General features: G+C 30.4%; 22 protein-coding genes and 2 riboswitches. All 22 genes read left to right on the top strand.

What is annotated here, in order from left to right:
• Positions 1 to 2 precede the first annotated feature (2 nt).
• The 22 genes from ACO409_RS02015 (at position 3) to ACO409_RS01910 (ending at position 20,674) form a co-directional block, all read left to right on the top strand.
• Entirely contained in the window at positions 3 to 992 is a 990-nt protein-coding gene (locus ACO409_RS02015) for an RluA family pseudouridine synthase (RefSeq protein ID WP_485554347.1), read from the top strand.
• 108 nt (positions 993 to 1,100) lie between these two features.
• Entirely contained in the window at positions 1,101 to 1,745 is a 645-nt protein-coding gene (locus tag ACO409_RS02010) for a ribonuclease HII (protein ID WP_485554345.1), read from the top strand.
• A gap of 2 nt (positions 1,746 to 1,747) precedes the next feature.
• Positions 1,748 to 2,152 (top strand): hypothetical protein, encoded by a 405-nt coding sequence (locus tag ACO409_RS02005; RefSeq protein WP_485554343.1) that lies wholly within the window; start codon positions 1,748 to 1,750, stop codon positions 2,150 to 2,152.
• Between the two features lie 114 nt (positions 2,153 to 2,266).
• Positions 2,267 to 2,614: a YraN family protein gene (locus tag ACO409_RS02000; RefSeq protein ID WP_485554341.1), complete on the top strand. Its 348-nt coding sequence runs from the start codon at positions 2,267 to 2,269 to the stop codon at positions 2,612 to 2,614.
• 9 nt (positions 2,615 to 2,623) lie between these two features.
• Positions 2,624 to 2,815 (top strand): zinc ribbon domain-containing protein, encoded by a 192-nt coding sequence (locus ACO409_RS01995; RefSeq protein ID WP_314712996.1) that lies wholly within the window; start codon positions 2,624 to 2,626, stop codon positions 2,813 to 2,815.
• A gap of 73 nt (positions 2,816 to 2,888) precedes the next feature.
• Positions 2,889 to 3,500: a ComF family protein gene (locus ACO409_RS01990; RefSeq protein ID WP_485554339.1), complete on the top strand. Its 612-nt coding sequence runs from the start codon at positions 2,889 to 2,891 to the stop codon at positions 3,498 to 3,500.
• A complete protein-coding gene (locus ACO409_RS01985) occupies positions 3,497 to 6,121 on the top strand; it encodes an alpha-amylase family glycosyl hydrolase (protein ID WP_485554337.1) in 2,625 nt (874 codons plus the stop codon). The genes ACO409_RS01990 and ACO409_RS01985 overlap by 4 nt, the downstream gene beginning before the upstream one ends.
• 84 nt (positions 6,122 to 6,205) lie before the next feature.
• Positions 6,206 to 7,285 carry a thymidine kinase gene (locus ACO409_RS01980; RefSeq protein ID WP_485554335.1) on the top strand — a complete coding sequence of 360 codons (1,080 nt, stop codon included), beginning with the start codon at positions 6,206 to 6,208 and terminating at the stop codon, positions 7,283 to 7,285.
• A 64-nt stretch (positions 7,286 to 7,349) separates the two neighbouring features.
• Entirely contained in the window at positions 7,350 to 8,150 is an 801-nt protein-coding gene (locus ACO409_RS01975; protein WP_485554333.1) for a hypothetical protein, read from the top strand.
• Between the two features lie 57 nt (positions 8,151 to 8,207).
• Positions 8,208 to 10,415, top strand: coding sequence for an ATP-dependent helicase (locus ACO409_RS01970; protein ID WP_485554331.1), 2,208 nt, complete (start codon positions 8,208 to 8,210; stop codon positions 10,413 to 10,415).
• A 170-nt stretch (positions 10,416 to 10,585) separates the two neighbouring features.
• Positions 10,586 to 12,016, top strand: a complete 1,431-nt coding sequence (locus tag ACO409_RS01965) for a nicotinate phosphoribosyltransferase (protein WP_485554329.1) — start codon at positions 10,586 to 10,588, stop codon at positions 12,014 to 12,016.
• A gap of 76 nt (positions 12,017 to 12,092) precedes the next feature.
• A complete protein-coding gene (gene tpx / locus ACO409_RS01960) occupies positions 12,093 to 12,734 on the top strand; it encodes a thiol peroxidase (RefSeq protein ID WP_485554327.1) in 642 nt (213 codons plus the stop codon).
• Positions 12,735 to 12,795: 61 nt separating this feature from the next.
• Positions 12,796 to 13,434 carry an EexN family lipoprotein gene (locus ACO409_RS01955; protein ID WP_485554325.1) on the top strand — a complete coding sequence of 213 codons (639 nt, stop codon included), beginning with the start codon at positions 12,796 to 12,798 and terminating at the stop codon, positions 13,432 to 13,434.
• A 4-nt stretch (positions 13,435 to 13,438) separates the two neighbouring features.
• A riboswitch (TPP riboswitch) is annotated at positions 13,439 to 13,529 on the top strand.
• A gap of 425 nt (positions 13,530 to 13,954) precedes the next feature.
• Positions 13,955 to 14,596, top strand: coding sequence for a thiol peroxidase (gene tpx, locus ACO409_RS01950; protein ID WP_485554323.1), 642 nt, complete (start codon positions 13,955 to 13,957; stop codon positions 14,594 to 14,596).
• Positions 14,597 to 14,658: 62 nt separating this feature from the next.
• Positions 14,659 to 15,222: a hypothetical protein gene (locus ACO409_RS01945; RefSeq protein ID WP_485554321.1), complete on the top strand. Its 564-nt coding sequence runs from the start codon at positions 14,659 to 14,661 to the stop codon at positions 15,220 to 15,222.
• Positions 15,223 to 15,233: 11 nt separating this feature from the next.
• Positions 15,234 to 15,324: riboswitch (TPP riboswitch) on the top strand.
• Between the two features lie 147 nt (positions 15,325 to 15,471).
• Positions 15,472 to 15,783 (top strand): thiamine-binding protein, encoded by a 312-nt coding sequence (locus tag ACO409_RS01940; RefSeq protein ID WP_485554319.1) that lies wholly within the window; start codon positions 15,472 to 15,474, stop codon positions 15,781 to 15,783.
• Positions 15,755 to 16,510, top strand: coding sequence for an ABC transporter permease (locus ACO409_RS01935; protein WP_485554317.1), 756 nt, complete (start codon positions 15,755 to 15,757; stop codon positions 16,508 to 16,510). The genes ACO409_RS01940 and ACO409_RS01935 overlap by 29 nt, the downstream gene beginning before the upstream one ends.
• Positions 16,511 to 16,559: 49 nt before the next feature.
• Complete coding sequence (locus tag ACO409_RS01930; RefSeq protein WP_485554315.1) at positions 16,560 to 17,534, top strand: ABC transporter substrate-binding protein; 975 nt, start codon at positions 16,560 to 16,562, stop codon at positions 17,532 to 17,534.
• Positions 17,535 to 17,682: 148 nt separating this feature from the next.
• Positions 17,683 to 18,441 carry an ABC transporter ATP-binding protein gene (locus ACO409_RS01925; protein ID WP_485554313.1) on the top strand — a complete coding sequence of 253 codons (759 nt, stop codon included), beginning with the start codon at positions 17,683 to 17,685 and terminating at the stop codon, positions 18,439 to 18,441.
• Positions 18,442 to 18,469: 28 nt separating this feature from the next.
• Positions 18,470 to 18,739, top strand: coding sequence for a GNAT family N-acetyltransferase (locus ACO409_RS01920; protein ID WP_485554311.1), 270 nt, complete (start codon positions 18,470 to 18,472; stop codon positions 18,737 to 18,739).
• Positions 18,740 to 18,919: 180 nt separating this feature from the next.
• Entirely contained in the window at positions 18,920 to 19,900 is a 981-nt protein-coding gene (locus ACO409_RS01915) for a Gfo/Idh/MocA family protein (RefSeq protein WP_485554309.1), read from the top strand.
• Positions 19,901 to 19,924: 24 nt separating this feature from the next.
• Entirely contained in the window at positions 19,925 to 20,674 is a 750-nt protein-coding gene (locus ACO409_RS01910) for a glycosyltransferase family 2 protein (protein ID WP_485554307.1), read from the top strand.
• Positions 20,675 to 20,690 lie beyond the last annotated feature (16 nt).

Raw genomic sequence — 20,690 nt, 5'->3', positions numbered from 1 at the left:
TTATGAATGAAAAGAAAGAAAAATATGAAATTGAAAATGAATTTGAAGATAAAATTGATACTGAAGATAGTGAGAATAATCAAAATATCGTTATTTTAAGTGAAGAGGCTGGGAGCAGGATTGATAAATTTTTGTCAGAAAGGCTGGAATTGACACGGACACGGATTCAGCAGCTTATAAAAGACGAAAATATTTTGGTAAATGAAAAAAAGACAAAGCCTGCTTATAAAATTGAAGAAAATGATACAATAAAAGTTGTAATTCCAGAGCTCGAAACTGTTGAAATCAAGCCTGAAAACATTGATATTGAAATAATTTATGAGGACAATGATTTGGCAGTTATCAATAAAAGGGCGGGAATTGTTGTACATCCTGCGAATGGACATTATTCGGGAACACTTGTAAATGCAATTTTGTATCATATTAAAGATTTGTCGGGAATAAATGGGAAAATACGTCCTGGTATTGTGCATAGGCTGGATAAGGATACGAGCGGACTTTTGATAATTGCAAAAAATGATAAGGCACATCTGAAATTGTCGCAAATGTTTCATGATAAAACTGTTAAAAAAACTTATCTTGCAATTTTGAAGGGAAAATTGAATCAAAAAAGCGGGAGAATTGTAACGCAAATTGGACGTGATAAAAACGACAGGAAGAAAATGGCTGTAATAAATGACTTAAATTCAGGGAAAACTGCAATTACCAATTATGAAGTAATTTCGCAGGCAGAAAAATTTACGCTTGTTAGAGTTTACATTGAAACAGGAAGGACTCACCAAATCAGAGTTCACATGAAACATCTAGGATACCCAATTTTGGGCGATAGTGTTTACGGAAGGCCAGACAGTGAAAAACGGCAAATGCTTCATGCCTATAAACTGGAATTTCAACATCCAATTACAGAAGAAAAGATGAAATTTATTGCAGAATTGCCAGAAGATTTTAAAAAGGCACTGAAAAAATGTGGGCTTGAGTTTGAAACTTTTTAATTAGAACGTGTTTGAAAATTATTAATTTGGATATTTTAAAAATATTTTCATAAAAGGTTATTTAATAAATTTACTAAATAAAATTACAAAAAATAGAGGAAAAAACTTATGGATAAAGAAAAATTAGAGAATAAAAAAAACGAATTAATGGAATTTGATGAAAAATACAATAAGATTGTTGTTGGAGTTGACGAAGCTGGAAGGGGGCCTTTGGCAGGACCAGTTGTAGCTGGAGCTGTGATTGTGATTCAGGATTTTCCAGAATTGCAGGAGATTAATGATTCAAAGAAATTGACTGAGAAAAAAAGGGAAAGATTGTTTGAGGCAATAGAAAAAAATTGTATTATGGGAATTGGGATTGCTTCGGAGGCGGAAATTGATGAGATAAATATTTTGAATGCAACATTTCTTGCGATGAGACGTGCAATTAGTAAAGTAGCGGAAAAATCAGCTTTTGATATAGTTCTGGTTGATGGTAATCATTTGATTAGAAAATATGAGGGTGAGCAGGAGTGTGTCGTGAAAGGGGATAGTAAGTCGTTATCCATTGCAGCAGCTTCGATTGTGGCGAAGGTTACAAGGGATAGAATGCTTTGTGAAATCGCAAAGGAATTTCCTGAATATGAGTTTGAGAAGCATAAGGGGTATGGGACTAAGAAACATAGGGAGATTTTGCTCGAAAAAGGGGCTTGTAGATATCATAGGAAGACGTTTTTGAAGAAGATATTGGTAGATAGTGAGAAGAAAGAATAGACATGTATATAGTAGAGAGTTTGAGGAAATATGAATATGACAGAATGGCGTTAATAAAAGAATTGGGAAATAATGGAAAAAAGTGGAATGTTTCGTTTGTAGAATACAATGTAAAAGATACTATTAGCAAAGGGGATATTGTCAGAGTAGAATTATTTATTCAGTATGTGCGTAAAGATTTGAAAATAGATATGAACAGTGAATTGAGTGCTACGCAGCCTTTGCCAAACTCTCCACATATAGAAGCTGTAGTGAAAGTGGTAAAACAGATAAATTCAGATTCTTTGCTGGTAAAATCATCTATTTTAGATTCAGAAATTTTGGTCGAATTTGAAAATGAGGTGATTTATAAAAAAAATGATGTTGTTTTTTTGGAAGGTGAGCTTTCATTTAAATTTTTACAGTAAGAGTAAATGACTTATTTTCAGTCTTGAAAAAAAAGTAAAAAATTGGTATTATATTAAAAGAATAAATATAGATATTTGTGGTATAATATCAAAAAAGGGGAAAAGTGAATTAGAATGAATAAAAGGGAAATTGGGTTTAAATACGAGAATGTTGCAAAGGAATATTTGATTTTGCAAGGGCTTACGTTTGTTGAGAGTAATTTTTATACTAGATTTGGGGAGATTGATTTGATTTTTTTTGAAGAGAATAGTGAGACGCTGGTGTTTGTGGAAGTTAAGTATCGGAAAAATAATTTTTTTGGATCAGCGATTGAGATGGTGACACAGGAAAAGCAGAGTAGGATTCTTGCCAGTTCACAGGTTTATCTTTTGAAAAAAAATTGGGACAGGAATGTGAGATATGATATTGTTGGAGTAGGTAAAGGTTTTGGAAATATTGAGTGGTTAAAAAATGCGTTTTGAGGTGGTCGTATGAGAAATGATGAAAAATGCTGTAAATGCGGAATGGATATGTTTGAAATAAAAAAGGTGGCTATTCCTACAAAAAAAGCTGTTGGGGCAAAGATAGCTATTGATACGTTTTATTTGAAAATATGTAAAAACTGTGGATATACGGAAATGTACTCAACCAAAATAATTCAGAAGGTTGAAGATCCAGTCTAAAGTTTTTAGGGAAATAATATTTAATTTTAAAGGAATTTTATTTAGAAATCGAGATATAATTTCTGGGGAGGAATTGGTTGAGTGTGATATTGTATCAAAAGATACAAGAAATGATTTGAAAAAGCTAAAAAAATTGAGAAAATTAAATAATATTTACTATGTCTGGGATTATAACAAAGAATTTAAAAAATTGATTTTTGCTTATAAATATAATCATAGAAAAATTATGGCAAAATTAATTGCTGAATTGGTAAAAGAGGAATTTTGTTATGTTTTAAAAAGAGAAAAAATAGATGTTGTTGTGAGTGTGCCTGTCAGCAGGAAAAGAAAAAATGAGAGAGGATATAACCAGGTTGATGAAATTTTGAATTTTTTAAAGGTTAATTATATCCAGATTGAGCGGATTAAAAATACGAAAAAAATGGCTGGAATTCTAAATGAAGAAGATAGAAATAAAAATATAAAGGGAGCCTTTAAAATTTCTGGAAATATTAATTTTAGAAATAAAAATATTTTGATACTTGATGATATTGTAACGACTGGGGCGACACTTAGGGAAATTAAAAATAGTATTTTAGAGCAATTTGAAAATAATTTAAATAAAAAAAATAGTAATAACATAAAAATAATAGTCTTTTGTCTGGCTGCGGCTAGGGAAATTAAAGTGAATAGAGGAGAAATATGAGTTTTAAATTAAAAATGAAAATTTTGCTATTTTTAGTAAGTTCAGTTATTTCATTTTCAGCTTCAATGCAAAGTGAGAATTTTCATGAAAATATAAAAAATGACACTATAAATGTTCAAGAAGATTATTTAATTAGTGCAGCAAAAAAAAATAACAAAAAAAATAGTGAAAATTTGGAAAAATCTGAAAAAACTGATAATGATGAAATAGAGGAAAAGAATAAGATAGAAGAAAAATCAGATGTTTCTAAAACAAATGGATCGTTAAAATACAGTCAAAGAAATGATGGAATTATTGATTTAGATTCATTAGTTCATAAAGAAAATTCTGAATTTAGAGTCCTTAATGGAAATAATGTTAGGATAATGTTAAAAACCAAAAATAATGATATTTATTCTGCTGAAGTTGTTTATGATGGCGGGAAAAAATTGATGCGTGGAATTGGAAACTATGGTGGAAATGAAATTTTTATGGCTGAAATTCCCAATAGTATATCAAGTTATTATTTTGTAATTACTGATGATAAGACAAAATATTATATGGGAAGAAATATTTCTAAAAATCTAAAGGATATAGAAAGATTTGAATTTTCACGTTCAGATAAATTGACAACGATTCCAGAGTGGGCAAGAGGTTCTGTAGGATATCAAATTTACATTGATTCATTTAGAAATGGGGATGTGGATAATGATGCGATTTTTAATGAGTTTGGGACAGATGACTTTGCTGAGCCTACTGGAGAAATTCGTTCAGGAAGATCAAAAAAAGATTTAGTTTTGGCATATTGGGGTGGAAATGAGAAGCCACAATTTTCGCTAAATGAGTGGAATAGTAATTATGAAGAAAAAAACGAGTGGGAAGAAAATACGTTAAACGATGTTCAAAATTACACACGTTATTATGGTGGAGACTTAGAAGGAATAATTGAAAAACTTGATTATATTAAAGATCTTGGTGTAGAATATATAATTTTATCATCACCATTTTATTCACTTTCAAATCATAAATACGACACAATTTACTTTAATCACGTTGATCCGTATTTTGGCTACATAGAGCAGACTGGAACATCTAAAGGGCTTGACATAAAATCAAAAGTTCATAATAACAACGGGGATATGGAATTAAATTTACTTATTTTTAATCCTGAAACTGATAAAAATTTACTTGATGAAGATTTGTTAAATCCAAAAACGTGGGTGTGGACAGATTCTGACTTAAAACTGGCAAGTCTTGTGAAAAAGGCCCATCAGAAAGGGCTGAAAGTCGTTCTGGAAGTAGCGCCTGACACTACATCAAATAGATTTTTTGCAATAAATAATAAGGAATTTTCAAATTGGTATTTGAAGGATACTGTGCTTGATTTAAAAAATCCTGAAGTTAGAAATTATATTGAAAATGCAATGAAAAAATGGATTTTAGGGCCTGATGGAACTTTTAAAAAGGAAATTTATGATGACGGGATTGATGGGATAAGATATGTTTATTATGACAATGAAAATAAAGAATATATCGCAAATATTACAGAAAATTTGAAAAAATATAAGCCAGATCTGCTGATTACAGGGGAAGTTTCAAATAGCATTACAAAAGATATTGAAGATGGAATATATGACAGTGGAGCAGATTATAACATAATTAATAATATTATAAAATATACTGTAAATACTAATCCAAATTATCGTATCGGCGGAGTAGAATTTGCAACAAAATTAAATGAAATTTATAACAGATATTCAAGCAATCGTTTTAATATGACACAAGTGTTTATCGGCTCGCTTGATACAGACAGAATTTTTAGCGGAATGATAAATCCAAACAGGGTTTATGATAGAAATAACCAGTCAGATCAAGGATATTTGAATATTCGTCCAGACCTTTATGATGGAACGGCTGTAAGTAAACTGAAAAGAGTAGTTTCAATGCAAATGATGCTGCCTGCAACGCCGATTATCTATTATGGAGATGAAAAAGGAATGTGGGGAGCTGATTCTCCTAGAAATAGAAAACCTATGTTGTGGGAGGATTACGAACCTTACGATAATGAAACTGACAATATTAAAAAATATAAAGATAAGCTTAGAAGTTTGCCAAGCGTTGTAGAGGTAAACGAAGTTCAAAAATGGATTTCATATCCTGTAAACAGTAATTCTGATATTGAAAATCATTACAGGGCATTGTTAAAAATACGTAAAGAGCACAAAAATTTATTTAAAAACGGGAAATTAAGAATCCTTGAAGTTTATAGTGATCCTAAAACCAAAGGACGTATTGATTCAGAAATTACGGCTTATTTGGATGACCAGAAAAGACGGGCAAAGTTATACCAAGGACGTGATATAAATCCTGCAAAACCAAATACAGACTTTATTTCTTATGAAATATTTGATGGAGATGAGTCGATGATAATAGTGGTAAATAATGGATCAGATGAATATCCATTATCTTTGCAAGTGCCAAAATTATTTGGATTTTATCGAAATCAGCTAAATTTAAAAGAAAACTATGCAATTTCAGATAAAAAAATTCAAATCAATGTAAAGCCTTATGAAGTCAAAGTTTTATATAGTAATGCTAAAAATATGTTTGATTCATTTAGACAAAATAAAAACAAAAAATAAAAATATGTAGGGGCAGAAGCCCCTTTTTAAAACATAATTTATTTAAATATTGAATAATAAAAAAATATAAAAAGGAACGGTAAAATGATACAAAATTCTAAAATTGGAACATTGGAAGTCGTTACTGGAAGCATGTTTTCAGGAAAAAGTGAGGAACTTATAAGAAGGCTAAGGCGTGCAGAGTATGCAAAACAGAAAATAGTGGCATTTAAGCATGCCATTGATAACAGATATGGAGAAAATGGAGTATTTTCACATGGGAATGACAGTTTTAGAGCTTATCCTGTAAGTGATGTTTCTCAAATGGAAGAAATTATGGAAAAAAATATTGATGCTGAAGTAATTGGAATTGATGAAGTGCAGTTTTTTGGGGAAAGAGTTGTTGATTTTTGTAAAAAGTATGTGGAATATGGGAAAAGAGTGATTGTCGCAGGACTTGATATGAGCTTTAGGGCAGAACCTTACGAGCCTGTGCCAGAATTGATGAGCATTGCCGATCAGGTGGATAAGCTTCACGCAATTTGCATGGTCTGTGGAAAGCCTGCTTATGCGAGCCAGCGTCTAATAAATGGAGAGCCTGCTTATTATGATGATCCGCTGGTTATGGTTGGCGCAAATGAAAATTATGAGGCAAGATGCCGTAGACATCACATTGTAAGATATAGAACTGATAAAAAAGGGAAAATATATTTTATTGTTGGAACAGAAATTAACGTTGGCAAGAAATTTGTTGAAAAAATGTATGAAAATCAGCTAGTTGACAAGAAAAAAATAGAAAGCATTGTTATAAAAGGAAAAATGGACGAGAATGAAAAAATAGATTTAATAAAATTGCGTGAAAAAATAAATTTGGCATTAGTTGAAAATGATTATATCTTTGTCAGAGTTACTGGCGGGCTTTTGTTAAAGCTGGAAGGAAGCTACAGTATTCTAGACTTTATGTGTGAATTTAGAAAAAATTCAGAAGTTATCATTGTTTCCAAAAATAAAAAAGGTGTACTTAACCAGATTTTATTGACAGTGGATTTACTAAAAAAATCAGACTTGAATTTAAAGGAAATTGTTTATAAAAATGGAAATAGCAGCACTGGGGAAGAAAGGGAAGAAAATGGTATTATTGAGAAAATATCGAAAATAACGGAAGTTAAATATCGGGAGTTGTAAGATTTGAATTTATTATATATTTAGAGTGTGAATTAATAGAAAAATTTAAAGGAGAGATTTATTAATGAAAAAATTATTGATTGTTATTTTGTTCTGTTTTTGTGTAATTACTTGTGGGAAGAAAAGCCAGGGAACTGGAAATACAAATAAAAAAAATCACATTACCAATGTCCAATTAGAAACTAAAACAACGGAAGATGAAATTAAGGAAATGGTAAATATTTGGAATAAAGCCTCTAGTAATGGGGATTTTGATACTTTAGAAAAAATATTGGCAGATAAAATTGAATATTATCAGACAACAGTATCAAAGGATTATTATATTAGGGATCAAAAGAAATTTTTTGAGAAAAATCCAGTTTATGGACAGGTTTTAAAGGGAAATATTGAAGTGGAAAAAATATCAGATAGACAAGTAAAAGCAGAGTTTGTGAAGGAAGTTACGACAAAGGAAGGGATAAAAGATTATCCATCATATTTGGTATTTGAAAAAATTAATGGTGAATGGAAAATTGTCTTAGAAAGTGATTTAGTTTCTGATGCAAATATAAGAAAACAGAAAAGTGCTAAAACTAAGTCAATAGGTAATTCAGGGGAAGCATATCAATTAGTGAAAAAATCAATAATTAAACATAATTTGGCTAATGTTAATTGTATAATGGCTTCAGATGGACAAGATGAAAATTATTATTATTTTGATATTCGCAGTGATAACGAAAAGTGTGGAGGAGATCCAAGTGTAGCACCACGATTATTCAGTTATCAGGTGAATAAAAAAACAGGTGAATTAAAAACAGATTCAATGGATTGGGCTGAAAAAATTGGAAAAGATCCTTTAGCGATGGAATATAATAGAATTGATTAAAATAAAAAATATATAAAAAAATTGAACAGAAAGTAATAATGAAAAAAAAGGAGAAATATGAGTATTTTAGATGAATTAAACGAAGAGCAGAGAAAAGCTGCGGAAAAAATAGAAGGGCCTGTATTGATACTGGCTGGAGCGGGAAGTGGTAAAACACGTACGGTTACTTATAGAATTGCACATATGGTAAAAGAAGTGGGTATTTCGCCACTTAATATTTTGGCACTTACTTTTACGAATAAGGCGGCAAGGGAGATGAAAGAGAGAGCTGTGGCACTTATTGGGCATGAGGCAAATAATCTTGTTGTTTCTACATTTCACTCGTTTTCGGTGAGATTGCTAAAAACTTATTCTGAGAGAATTGGATATGGACGGAATTTTAATATTTATGATGTGGACGATCAAAAATCAATTATTACAAAAATAAAAAAAGAAATGGGAATTAAGGATAACGATGGCGTTCAGCCAGGCAGACTTGCTAATAAAATTAGTAAATTAAAAGAACAAGGGGTAGGAATTAAGGAGCTTGAGCGAGAAATTGATATGAGAATTCCTGCGAACAGGCTTTTCGGTGAAATCTATCAGAAGTATGATGAAGTTTTGAGAGCAAATAATGCGATGGATTTTTCAGATTTGCTTTTAAATGCGAGAAAGCTGCTGGATGATGCTTTTGTGCTGGAAAAAATACAGGAAAGATATAGATATATTGTGGTGGATGAATATCAGGATACTAATGATATTCAGTATGAAATGATAAATTTAATTGCGGCAAAATATAGAAATATCTGTGTCGTAGGAGATGAGGATCAAAGTATTTATGCATTTCGTGGAGCAAATATTAATAATATACTGAATTTTGAGAGGGATTACAAGGAAGCGTTTACAGTAAAGCTGGAAAGAAATTATCGTTCTACAAAGAAAATACTGGATACAGCCAATGAGCTTATTAAAAATAATAAAAGTTCAAAAGGGAAAACGCTTTGGACAGATGGTTCAGATGGTGAAAAGATTAAGATTTATAATGCAGCAACTGTTTTTGATGAAGCAGATTTCATTGTGACAGAAATGAAGAAAAAGAAAAAAAGTGGTGCTGAGTATAAGGATATGACAATTTTATATAGAACTAATGCACAGTCAAGGGTACTGGAGGAAAAGCTTTTATCAGCAAATATTCCATATAAAATTTATGGTGGTATGCAATTTTTTCAACGTAAAGAAATAAAAGATATTTTGGCATATTTAAGTCTTTTAAATAATAAAGATGATAATCATAATTTTTATCGTGTAATTAATGTTCCAAAACGTTCGGTAGGAGAAAAGACGCTAGAAAAAATACAGGAAGTTGCAAATAAAAGAAATATTTCAATGCTTGAAGCACTTCGTTATATTGATGAAATTCCAGTAAGAAATGCTACAAAATTGGCATTACGAGAATTTTATAATATGATGCAAAGTATTTATTCAAATCTTGATGAGATGTCAATTAAAGAAATATTCGATGAAATATTGATTAAAACCCATTATATTGATTCGATTGAAGATAATAAGGAAGACAGAGTTAGAAATATTGAAGAATTGTTAAACAGTATTACAGAACTTGAAAAGCAGAAGCCAAATATGACTTTAAATGAGTATCTTGATATGATTTCATTGAGTTCGGCAACTGATGAAATGGAAGAAGATGAAAATTATGTAAAACTTATGACAATTCATAGTTCAAAAGGATTGGAATTTGATTATGTCTTTTTAGCTGGAATGGAGGATGGATTATTTCCATCAATTTCCTTTGATGCACCTGAAGAAGAGCTGGAAGAAGAGCGTAGACTTTGCTATGTAGCTATAACTCGTGCTAAAAAGGAACTGTTTATTTCCTATTCCTCATCAAGAAAAGTTTGGGGAAAAGATGACAATTTACGTCGTCCATCAAGATTTATCTATGAAATGAAGCAAGACAATCTGGAATATGTTGGTGGAAGTTATGCAAGCCTAAGAAAAAAATCACAAGCTCCAAGAAGTTTTTCACCTAAAGTAGAAAATTTTAATCCATTTTCTAAAAATAAATTTGGAACATTTGGTAAAAAGTCAAGTATTTCTCAGTCTGATTCAAATGAAGATTCTAAATATAAAGTTGGAGATGTAGTTAAGCATAAAAAATTCGGACGTGGAAAAATAAAAAAAGTGGATATGAAAAGTATGATTGTGGAATTTATGGTTGGTGAGAAGAAAATAGCATTGGTTTTAGCGGATAAAATTTTGGAAAAATAAAAAATAGTATTATTGCAGTAAAAGCCTTTTTATTTTATTCAAAGAGGTTTTACTGTATTTTTAGTATATTTTCAAAGGATAAAGGATTATAATTGAATATACAAATAAAAAAAGTATAGGGAAGGAGAGTATGATTTTTACATAATTTGTAATTATCATACAAAATAAAAATGAAAAATTTAATATTATCGACAGATTCATATAAAATTACTCATCCATTTCAATATCCAGAAAATATGACGTATATGCACGATTATATCGAGAGTCGTGGTGGCTTATACGGATATGTGAAATTTTTTGGACTGCAATATTACTTAATGGAGTATTTGACAAAAAGAATTACAAATGAAATGATAGATGAAGCCAAGGAAATTTGTGAATTACATGGATTGCCATTTTTTGAAGAAGGATGGAGATATATCGTAGAAAAGTTGGATGGGAAGTTGCCGCTTAGAATTAGAGCTGTGCCAGAAGGAAGTATTGTGAAAAATCATAATGTGCTGGTTACAGTTGAATCAACTGACAAAAATGTGCCTTGGATTGTGGGCTGGGCGGAAACATTACTGTTAAAAGTATGGTATCCAATTACAGTTGCTACATTTTCATACAAGGCAAAACAGATTATAAAACACTTTTTGGAAGAAACAAGTGACAATGTGGAAGCAGAATTGAAGTTTAAATTGCATGATTTTGGTTATCGTGGTGTTTCCAGCGAGGAAAGTGCTGGAATTGGCGGAATGGCCCATCTTACAAATTTTTATGGGACAGATACCTTAAATGCACTTGTCTTTGCCCGTAAATATTATAATGAAAAAATAGCAGCTTTCAGTGTGCCTGCTTCTGAACACAGTACAATGACTTCATGGACTCAGAAATATGAAAAGGAAGCATACGAAAACATGCTTGATAAATTTCCTAAAGGAATTGTTTCAATTGTGCTTGACAGCTATAACTTTTTTAATGCGGTAGAAAATATTATCGGAAAAGATTTGCGTAAAAAAATACTTGCAAGAGATGGAATGGTTACAATACGTCCAGATAGCGGAGATGCAATTACGAATATTCTATTTGCACTTGAAAGTCTGGAAAAGAATTTTGGCTATACTATAAACTCCAAAGGATATAAAGTGATTAACAAAGTTCGTATTTTACAAGGTGATGGAATTAATGAAGATACAATCTGGGATATTTATAAATCTTTAAAGGATAATAAATATTCTGCTGAAAATGTTACTTTGGGCTGTGGAGGATCACTTTTGCAAGGAAATGAAAAATCTAGCATTAACAGGGATACCCATAAATTTGCTATGAAATGCAGCTGTATAAAAATCGGTGATGAAGTTAGGGATGTTTACAAAAATCCTATTACCGATAAAGGAAAAGTGAGTAAAAAAGGACGGCTTGACTTGATAAAAAATAAAAATGGAGAATTTGAAACAGTAAATATTTCAGATTTGCCTGAAAATCAATATCATAAAGATTCTGTGATGGAATGTGTTTTTGAAAATGGGAAAATTTTGAAAACATATACTTTTGAAAAAGTAAGAGGAAATGAAGATTTATTATATAAGCCAACTTTGATAAGAGAAGTATCAAAGTAAAAGTAAATAATAAAAAATAATGATTAATCTGCTATTCAAATGGGAAATAATATAGGATTACGAAAGAAGGAAATAAATGAAAAAAATATTATTATTAGGAGCGGTTGCAATATTGGCAGTCGCTTGTGGAAACAAAGTAAAAACAGAAAATAAAACTGGACAAAATGCAGAATATACGCAATATTTAGACAGCTTGAAAGCTGATAACAATTTAAAAATCACAATGGGAAAAGTTCCAGTAACAATTGTCGGAAAAGAATTGAAAGTTGGAGATAAAATAAAGGAAGTGCCTTTGGTTATAAATTCAAAGCTGGATGAAAAAAATATATTTGAAGATAAAAATATAAAAGTAATTTATACAGCACCGTCGCTTGATACAAAAGTTTGTTCACTACAGACAAAACATTTGAATGAAGCCGCAAAAACTTATCCAAATGTAAAATTTTACTCAATAACAGTTGACACTCCGTTTGCACAGGAAAGATTCTGTACAGCCAATGAAATTAACGGATTAAAGGCAGTTTCTGACTTTAAATATCATCAATTTGGTATTCAGAATGGATTTTTTGTAAAGGAAAAAGGACTGTTGACAAGAGCATTGATTATAGTAGATGAAAATAATAATGTAAAATATATTGAATATGTACCTGAAGAAGGGAAAGAGGCAAATATTGACAAAGCATTAAAATTTTTAAAAAATAATTTGATAAAAAAATAAAACTTTGAAAATTTGAAAAAATGAGGTATAATTAATTGAAAATAAATTTTTTGGAGGAAAAATGAAAAAAATAAAACTATTATTTTTATTTGCAATTTCTACAGTGATTTTCACTGCCTGTGGAGATAAATACAGCATAGGAAATTTGAAAAAAAATGATAAGCTTTTAAAAGAGACTATCATAAAATGTAAAGAAAAAAAAGATGAGAAAATTTGTAAAAACGTGGAACAGGCACAGAATGAGCTGGCACAGGAATGGTGGAACAAAGTAAAACCTGAAGTTTCTACAAAAGTTGAAAAAATGTCAAAAGACATGATGGCAGGAAATGTTAGCTCAAGTATGGAAAGCACACCCGAAAAACTATGGGAATGGGAAGCAAAACATCTTTCAACAACACCGCAAAAGGCTAAAGAAGTAACATTACAGCTATTTAAGCAACTTTCACAGCATATAAAATTTTTAAAATTTGATTATGATTTGAAAAATGTAAAGACAGGACAGACAAGTGCTGGAAGAAATTATGCTATTATACCGACAAAGAGTAGAATTTTAACGCAAGGTAAAGAAATGGAATTAAATCAAAAGACTTTAGCATTTGATGATAAAGGAAAATGGTATTTAGTAAATATCGATGATAAAACTAAAATTATCTTAAAAGAATTATATTCAGATCTTGCAGATGTAAACATAGAACAATAATAAATAAAAAATACTGGGGAGCAGATTTGCTGAGAATTAAACCCATATAACCTGATACAGATAATACTGTCGGAGGAAGTATTTTATATAAAATAAAAAAATCATACTAACTAAAGTAAAATAATACTAAAATTATTTTAAATAGTTTATAAAAATATAGGATCTCCTTTTGATAAGGAGATTTTTTTGTTTTAAATTAATTTTGCTATATTAGTACTTTTTTAAATGAAGGCTAGTACAAAAAAATGTCGTAAACTAGCCATAGGTTGTAGGATTTACGGAAATGAGCAATCCTACAAAAATAAAAAAGAAAGAACATAGTAATTAGTTAAATAATTATGAAATAAATATTAGACCTGTTCGATAACTATACAAACTTAGAATTTAATAAAATAAATATCTTGAAGCAAGGGGTCTTGACCCCTTGTATAGATAAAAAAACTTAGGTTATCGAACATATCTAATGATTAATCTGCTATTCAAATGGGAAATAATATAGGATTACGAAAGAAGGAAATAAATGAAAAAAATATTATTATTAGGAGCGGTTGCAATATTGGCAGTCGCTTGTGGAAACAAAGTAAAAACAGAAAATAAAACTGGACAAAATGCAGAATATACGCAATATTTAGACAGCTTGAAAGCTGATAACAATTTAAAAATCACAATGGGAAAAGTTCCAGTAACAATTGTCGGAAAAGAATTGAAAGTTGGAGATAAAATAAAGGAAGTGCCTTTGGTTATAAATTCAAAGCTGGATGAAAAAAATATATTTGAAGATAAAAATATAAAAGTAATTTATACAGCACCGTCGCTTGATACAAAAGTTTGTTCACTACAGACAAAACATTTGAATGAAGCCGCAAAAACTTATCCAAATGTAAAATTTTACTCAATAACGGTTGACACTCCGTTTGCACAGGAAAGATTTTGTACTGCCAATGAAATTAATGGATTAAAAGCAGTTTCTGACTTTAAATATCATCAATTTGGTATTCAAAATGGATTTTTCATAAAGGAAAAAGGTCTTTTAACAAGGGCACTTATGATTCTTGATGAAAATAATACTGTAAAATATATTGAATATGTTTCTGAAGAAGGAAAAGAAGCTGATGTTGAGAAAGCATTGAAATTCTTGGAAAATAATCTGTTAAAAAAGTAAAAATTTTGAAAATATAAAAATATGAGGTATAATTAATAAAAATGAATCTTCTGGAGGTAAAAATGAAAAAAATTATTTTATTATTGTTAGTTGTTTCAGCTGTTACATTTGCTGCTCCTGCAAATAAAAATAGAAATCAAAACTTGAATACAACTGTTCAAAATAGTAAAAAAGGAGAAACAGCACAGGAAGCTTGGGAAAGAGTAAAACCTGAGATTAAAATACGGCTAAATAAAATTTCAAAAGATTTGGTTGCAGGAAATTATAAAGCAAGTTTTGATGAAATGCCAGAAAAATTTTTAACATACTTGGCTAAAAAGGGATCTATGTCTGTAAATGAACTTAAAAATGTAACTATAAAAACGATGAATAAACTAACAGATAATATGAAAATAATTGAAAATACCTCTGATTTTGAAAATGTTAAAGTAGGGAAAACTGAAACAGGAAGAAATTATGCAATCATACCAACCAAAGTTACAATAATTTATAATGGACAAAAAATAAATGGCGAAGGAAAAACAATGGCATTTGAGGATGGAAATAAATGGTACATTATCAATTATGAAAAAGAGTATATGATTTTCTTAAAGGATGTGTATCCAGACTTAGCTAAAATAAAATAAAATAGAAATAATGAAAAATACTGGGGAGCAATTTTTGCTGAGAATTAAACCCATGTAACCTGTACAGATAATGCTGTCGGAGGGAGTATTTTATATAAAATAAGAAATAATTTTAAAGTTATTTTGTATATCTTTTTAAATTATTTTAGAAAATTTATAGAAATATAGAATCTCCTTGTGATAAGGGGATTTTTTTATACAAAGAAATTTTAAATAAAAAAACAGTTTTAAGGAAAGGGATGATGGATTATGGAAAAAAAAAAAATTAATGCAAGTATTGCAATTCAGGTATTGCCAAATGTTGTAGGAAATGAAGAAATTGTAAGAGTTGTTGATGAAGTTATTGAATTTATTAAAAGCAAAGGGTTAAAAATGAATGTTGCTCCATTTGAAACGACGATAGAAGGAGATTTTGACGAACTTATGGAGATTGTTAAGGAATGTCAGGTTGTGGCTGTGAAGGCGGGGGCTGAAGGTGTAATGTCATATGTAAAAATAAATTATAAACCGAAAGGAGATATTTTAAAGATTGATGAAAAAATTTCAAAATATAACAGATAAAATTGCACCAAGTATTATTATTGCTGTATTGCTGATAATTTGGCAAATTTTGTCAATGGTGAATATTATTCCAAAATTTATGTTGCCGTCGCCATTTGAAGTTGTAAAAGCGTTTGTTTCGGATTTTCCGTTACTTATGGAACATACAAAAATTACACTTATTGAAGCGTTTTTGGGACTTGGACTGGGAATAGTTCTAGGATTTGTTGTGGCGGTTGTTATGGATAGGTTTGAATATGCATATAAAATGATTTATCCTGTTTTGGTGATTACGCAGACAATTCCGACGGTTGCTATTGCACCGCTTTTGGTACTTTGGCTAGGATATGGAATATTGCCAAAAATTACGCTTATTGTTATGACTTCGTTTTTTCCTATAACTATTGGACTTTTGGATGGATTTCGTTCGGCTGACAAGGATATGTTAAATTTGTTAAAAACGATGGGAGCAACGCCATTTCAGAATTTTATTCATGTCAAATTGCCAGGATCATTAGGATATTTTTTTGCAGGGCTTAGAATTTCGGTTTCATATTCTATAATCGGGGCAGTTGTGGCTGAATGGCTTGGTGGATTTAGCGGACTTGGAGTTTATATGACAAGAGTGAGAAAATCGTATTCATTTGATAAGATGTTTGCAGTAATTTTTCTTATCTCTGCAATAAGTTTGCTGCTTATGTATCTTGTAAAAAAAATACAGAAATGGTGCATGGTTTGGGAAAAGTAAATTTTTAAATAAAAAAATTCAAAATAAAAAATAAAGAGAGGTATAAAAAATGAAAAAAATTTCAAAAATTTTAATTTTATGTTTAATCTTGATTTTGGCTGTTTCGTGTGGAAAATCTAAAAATAATCAGAAAATAAAAATTGTACTGGACTGGGTGCCAAACACTAATCATACAGGGCTTTATGTGGCAAAAGACTTAGGATATTTTAAGGAAGAAGGACTGGATGTGGAAATTGTGCAGCCGCCTGAAGGAAGTACAACTGCACTTATTGGAGCTGGAGGAGCAGAATTTGGAATAAGTTTTCAGGATACGTTGGCAAAATCGTTTGCAAAGGAAAATCCTGTGCCAGTGACAGCTGTTGCAGCAATTCTTCAGCATAATACATCTGGAATTATTTCATTGAAGAAAAAAGGCATTGATTCGCCAAAAAAACTGGAAGGTAAAAAATATGCCACTTGGGAAGACAACATTGAGCAAGCCATTTTGAAAAAATTAGTAACAGATGATAAAGGAGATTTTTCCAAAGTAAAATTAATTCCTTATACGATAACAAATGTCGTAACTGGTTTAAAATCTGATGTTGATGCCGTTTGGGTTTATTATGCGTGGGATGGAATTGCGACAGAAAGAGCAGGACTTCAGACAAATTTTCTAAAAATACGAGACTATGCTAAAGAACTTGATTACTATAGCCCAGTAATTATTGCAAATAATGACTTCCTGAAAAAGAATCCTGAAATTGCAAAAAAAGTTTTAAAGGCAATAAAAAAGGGGTATGAATATGCAATGAAAAATCCAGAGGAATCAGCAAAAATCTTGGTAAAAAATTCTCCAGAACTTGACATAAATTTGGTAACAGCCAGCCAAAAATGGATTTCTAAAGAATATCAGTCAGATGCAAAGGAATGGGGAATAATTGACGGAAACCGTTGGAACAGATTTTATGAATGGCTTTACAAAAATAAGGCTATAGAGCGTGAAATACCAAAGGATTTTGGATATAGTAACGAGTATCTGAAATAGAAAATTTGACTCTTATAATAACAAGGGGTCAAGACCCCTTGTCAGAGTGAGGAGAAAAATATTAAATTTGAAAATAAAAAAATGTTGCATTTAATATTGCAATTTATATTATAAATTATTAAAATATGTTATATTAAGGAGATATTAAGTGAAGAAAGACAAAAAGCTGGAAATAAAAAATATTTCCATTTCTTTTGAAAATAAAAAAGTTTTAGAAAATGTTTCGATTGATTTGTATGAAAATGAGCTGGTTTGCATTTTAGGAGTGAGTGGTGCTGGAAAAACAACGTTGTTTAACATTATTGCAGGACTTTTAAAGCCTGATTGTGGAAATGTGAAAATGAGTGGAGAAGATATAACTGGAAAATCTGGGAAAATAAGCTATATGTTGCAAAAGGACTTGCTTTTACCTCACAAAAAAATCATTGACAACGTGGCACTTCCGCTTGTAATAAGGGGGGAAAATAAAAATAAGGCACAGGAAATTGCAAAGCCGTATTTTAAAGATTTTGGATTGGAAGGTACAGAAAATTTGTATCCAAGTAAACTATCAGGCGGAATGAAGCAAAGAGCGGCATTGCTTAGAACATATTTATTTTCCAGCGAAGTTGCTCTCCTTGATGAGCCATTCAGTGCATTGGACGCCATTACAAAGAATAAAATTCATAGCTGGTATTTGGATATTATGAAAAAAATAAAAATGTCAACTTTATTCATCACTCACGATATTGATGAAGCAATATTGCTTTCTGATAGGATTTATATTTTGGCAGGAAGTCCAGGAAAGATTATAAAAGAAATAAAAATTAACTTGAAAAAAGATGATAATAAAGTGTATAATAATGAAGAGATTATAATGTCAAAAGAGTTTATTGACTATAAAAAGGAAATATTGAAATATTTGTAAAAAATTATTGAAAGGAAATTTTAGAAAAATGGAAATAAAGCACTTAGAAGGAACAGGATTTTTTATATTTGGAGAAAATGGAGATGAACTGGCAAAACTGACATATAGAAAGGAAGGAGAAAAACTGTTTTTTGAATCAACCGTAGTTTCTCCTGAATTAAGAGGACAAGGAATTGCAGGAAAATTATTTGATGCTGGTGTAAAATACGCAAGAGAAAATGGGTATAAAATTGTACCAATTTGCAGTTACATAGTCAAAAAGTTTGAAAGTGGAGAATATGATGATTTAAAGGCATAATTCATTGAAATTTTTTAGAATTATATAGATTTAGAATTGGAGAAAATAAATATCTTGAAGCAAGGGGGCTTTACCCCTTGTAGAAATAAAAAAGATATATCTATTTTAAAATAAATTTATTTTACTATTTAGAATAAAAAATAAGTTTCAAGTAAAATATGGAGAAAGAAGGAAATTTGCATGAAATTGGGGATTGTCGGTTCAGGGATGATTGTCCAGGAATTTTTGCCTAGTCTTGTTCGGTTGGAAGGGCTGGAAATTGTGGGGATACAAGGAACAAAAAAGAGTATTGGTAAAGTTGAGGAAATTTGTCTAAAATATGGTATTCCAAGATTTACTGATGATTTTAACAAACTTTGTGAATTTGGAATTGATACTGTTTATATTGCTGTTCCGAATTTTTTGCATTTTGAATATTGTAAAAAAGCATTGGAAAAAGGCTTGAATATCATTGTCGAAAAGCCAATGACAGCTAATTATAGACAAGCTAAGGAATTGTCAGATTTGGCAAAAGAAAAAAAACTGTTTTTATTTGAAGCGATAACGACACTTTATTTTGAAAATTATAAAAAAATAAAAGGCTGGATTGGGAAAATTGGAGATGTAAAACTTATTCAAAGCCAGTATAGTCAGTATTCCAGTAGATATGACGCTTTTAAGAGAGGTGAGATTTTGCCTGTATTTGATCCGCAAAAAGCTGGCGGAGCATTGATGGATTTAGGACTTTATAATTTGCATTATGTTCTAGGGCTTTTTGGAAAGCCTGAAAAAGTGAAATATTATGCAAATCTTGAGAGAAATATTGACACAAGTGGAGTTCTTATGATGGAATATGAAAATTTTAATGCTATGTGTGTATGTGCAAAAGATAGTGAAGGCAAAAGAATAGGTGTAATTCAGGGAAGCAAAGGAAAAATTATAAGCGAAGAAGCTCCAGGACTTGTTGGAAAAGTTACGTTGAAACTGTATGATGGAACGACAGAAAGCTTTGATGATGGATTTTCAAAGGACAGGGTTGTACCTGAATTTAAGGCATTTATTCGTACAATAAATAAAAATGACTTGGAATTTTGCTATAAACAGCTGGAAAAAAGTCTGCTGGTAAGTGAGGTGCAGACAAAAGCTAGAATTGAGGCGGGAATTAGGTTTCCACAAGACTAGAAAATTTTAAAATTAGGAGAAAGAATGGATAAAGAAAAAGTTTCAATAATTGTGCCAATGTATAATGCGGAAAAATTCATCAGAAAAACAATAGAATCAGTTATTTCACAAACTTATCAAAATTGGGAGATGCTTATCATAAATGACGTTTCAACAGATAATAGTCTTGCAATTGTAAGTGAATTTGTGAAAAAGGATGAAAGAATAAAAATTGTAAATACTGAAAAAAATGTAGGAGTAGTAAAGGGAAGAAATTTTCTGATTGAATTGGCTAGCGGAAGATATATCGCATTTTTAGATTCTGATGATTATTGGCATAATGAAAAATTGGAAAAGCAGATAAAATTTATGAAGGAAAAAAATGCGAGCATTAGCTGTACGGAATATACTAGGGTTAGGGAAAATGGTGAAAAAATAAACGAAGTTATTATAAAACCTGAAATTTCCTATACGGATATGTTAAAAAATAACTATTTGGGATGCCTGACAGTTATGTATGATGTGAAAAAAATTGGGAAGCGATATTTTAAAGAGCTTGAAAAAAATGAAGATTATGTACTTTGGCTGGAAATTGTGAAGGATGTAAAAACAATTTATGGATTAAAGGAAAATTTGGCATATTATCGCGTGCTGGATAATTCACGTTCAAGCAATAAAGCTAAAACAGCGAAAGTACGTTGGGAAATTTATCGAAAAGTTGAAAAATTACCGCTTTTAAAATCAATCTATTATTTTATGCACTATGCAGTTAGAGCGGTATTGAAAAGTAAATAAATTTATAAATGAAAAA

The sequence above is a fragment of the Leptotrichia sp. genome (genome assembly GCF_057270615.1).
Note: the sequence above shows the minus strand (reverse complement) of the source record. Positions and strands in the feature narration are given on the sequence as shown.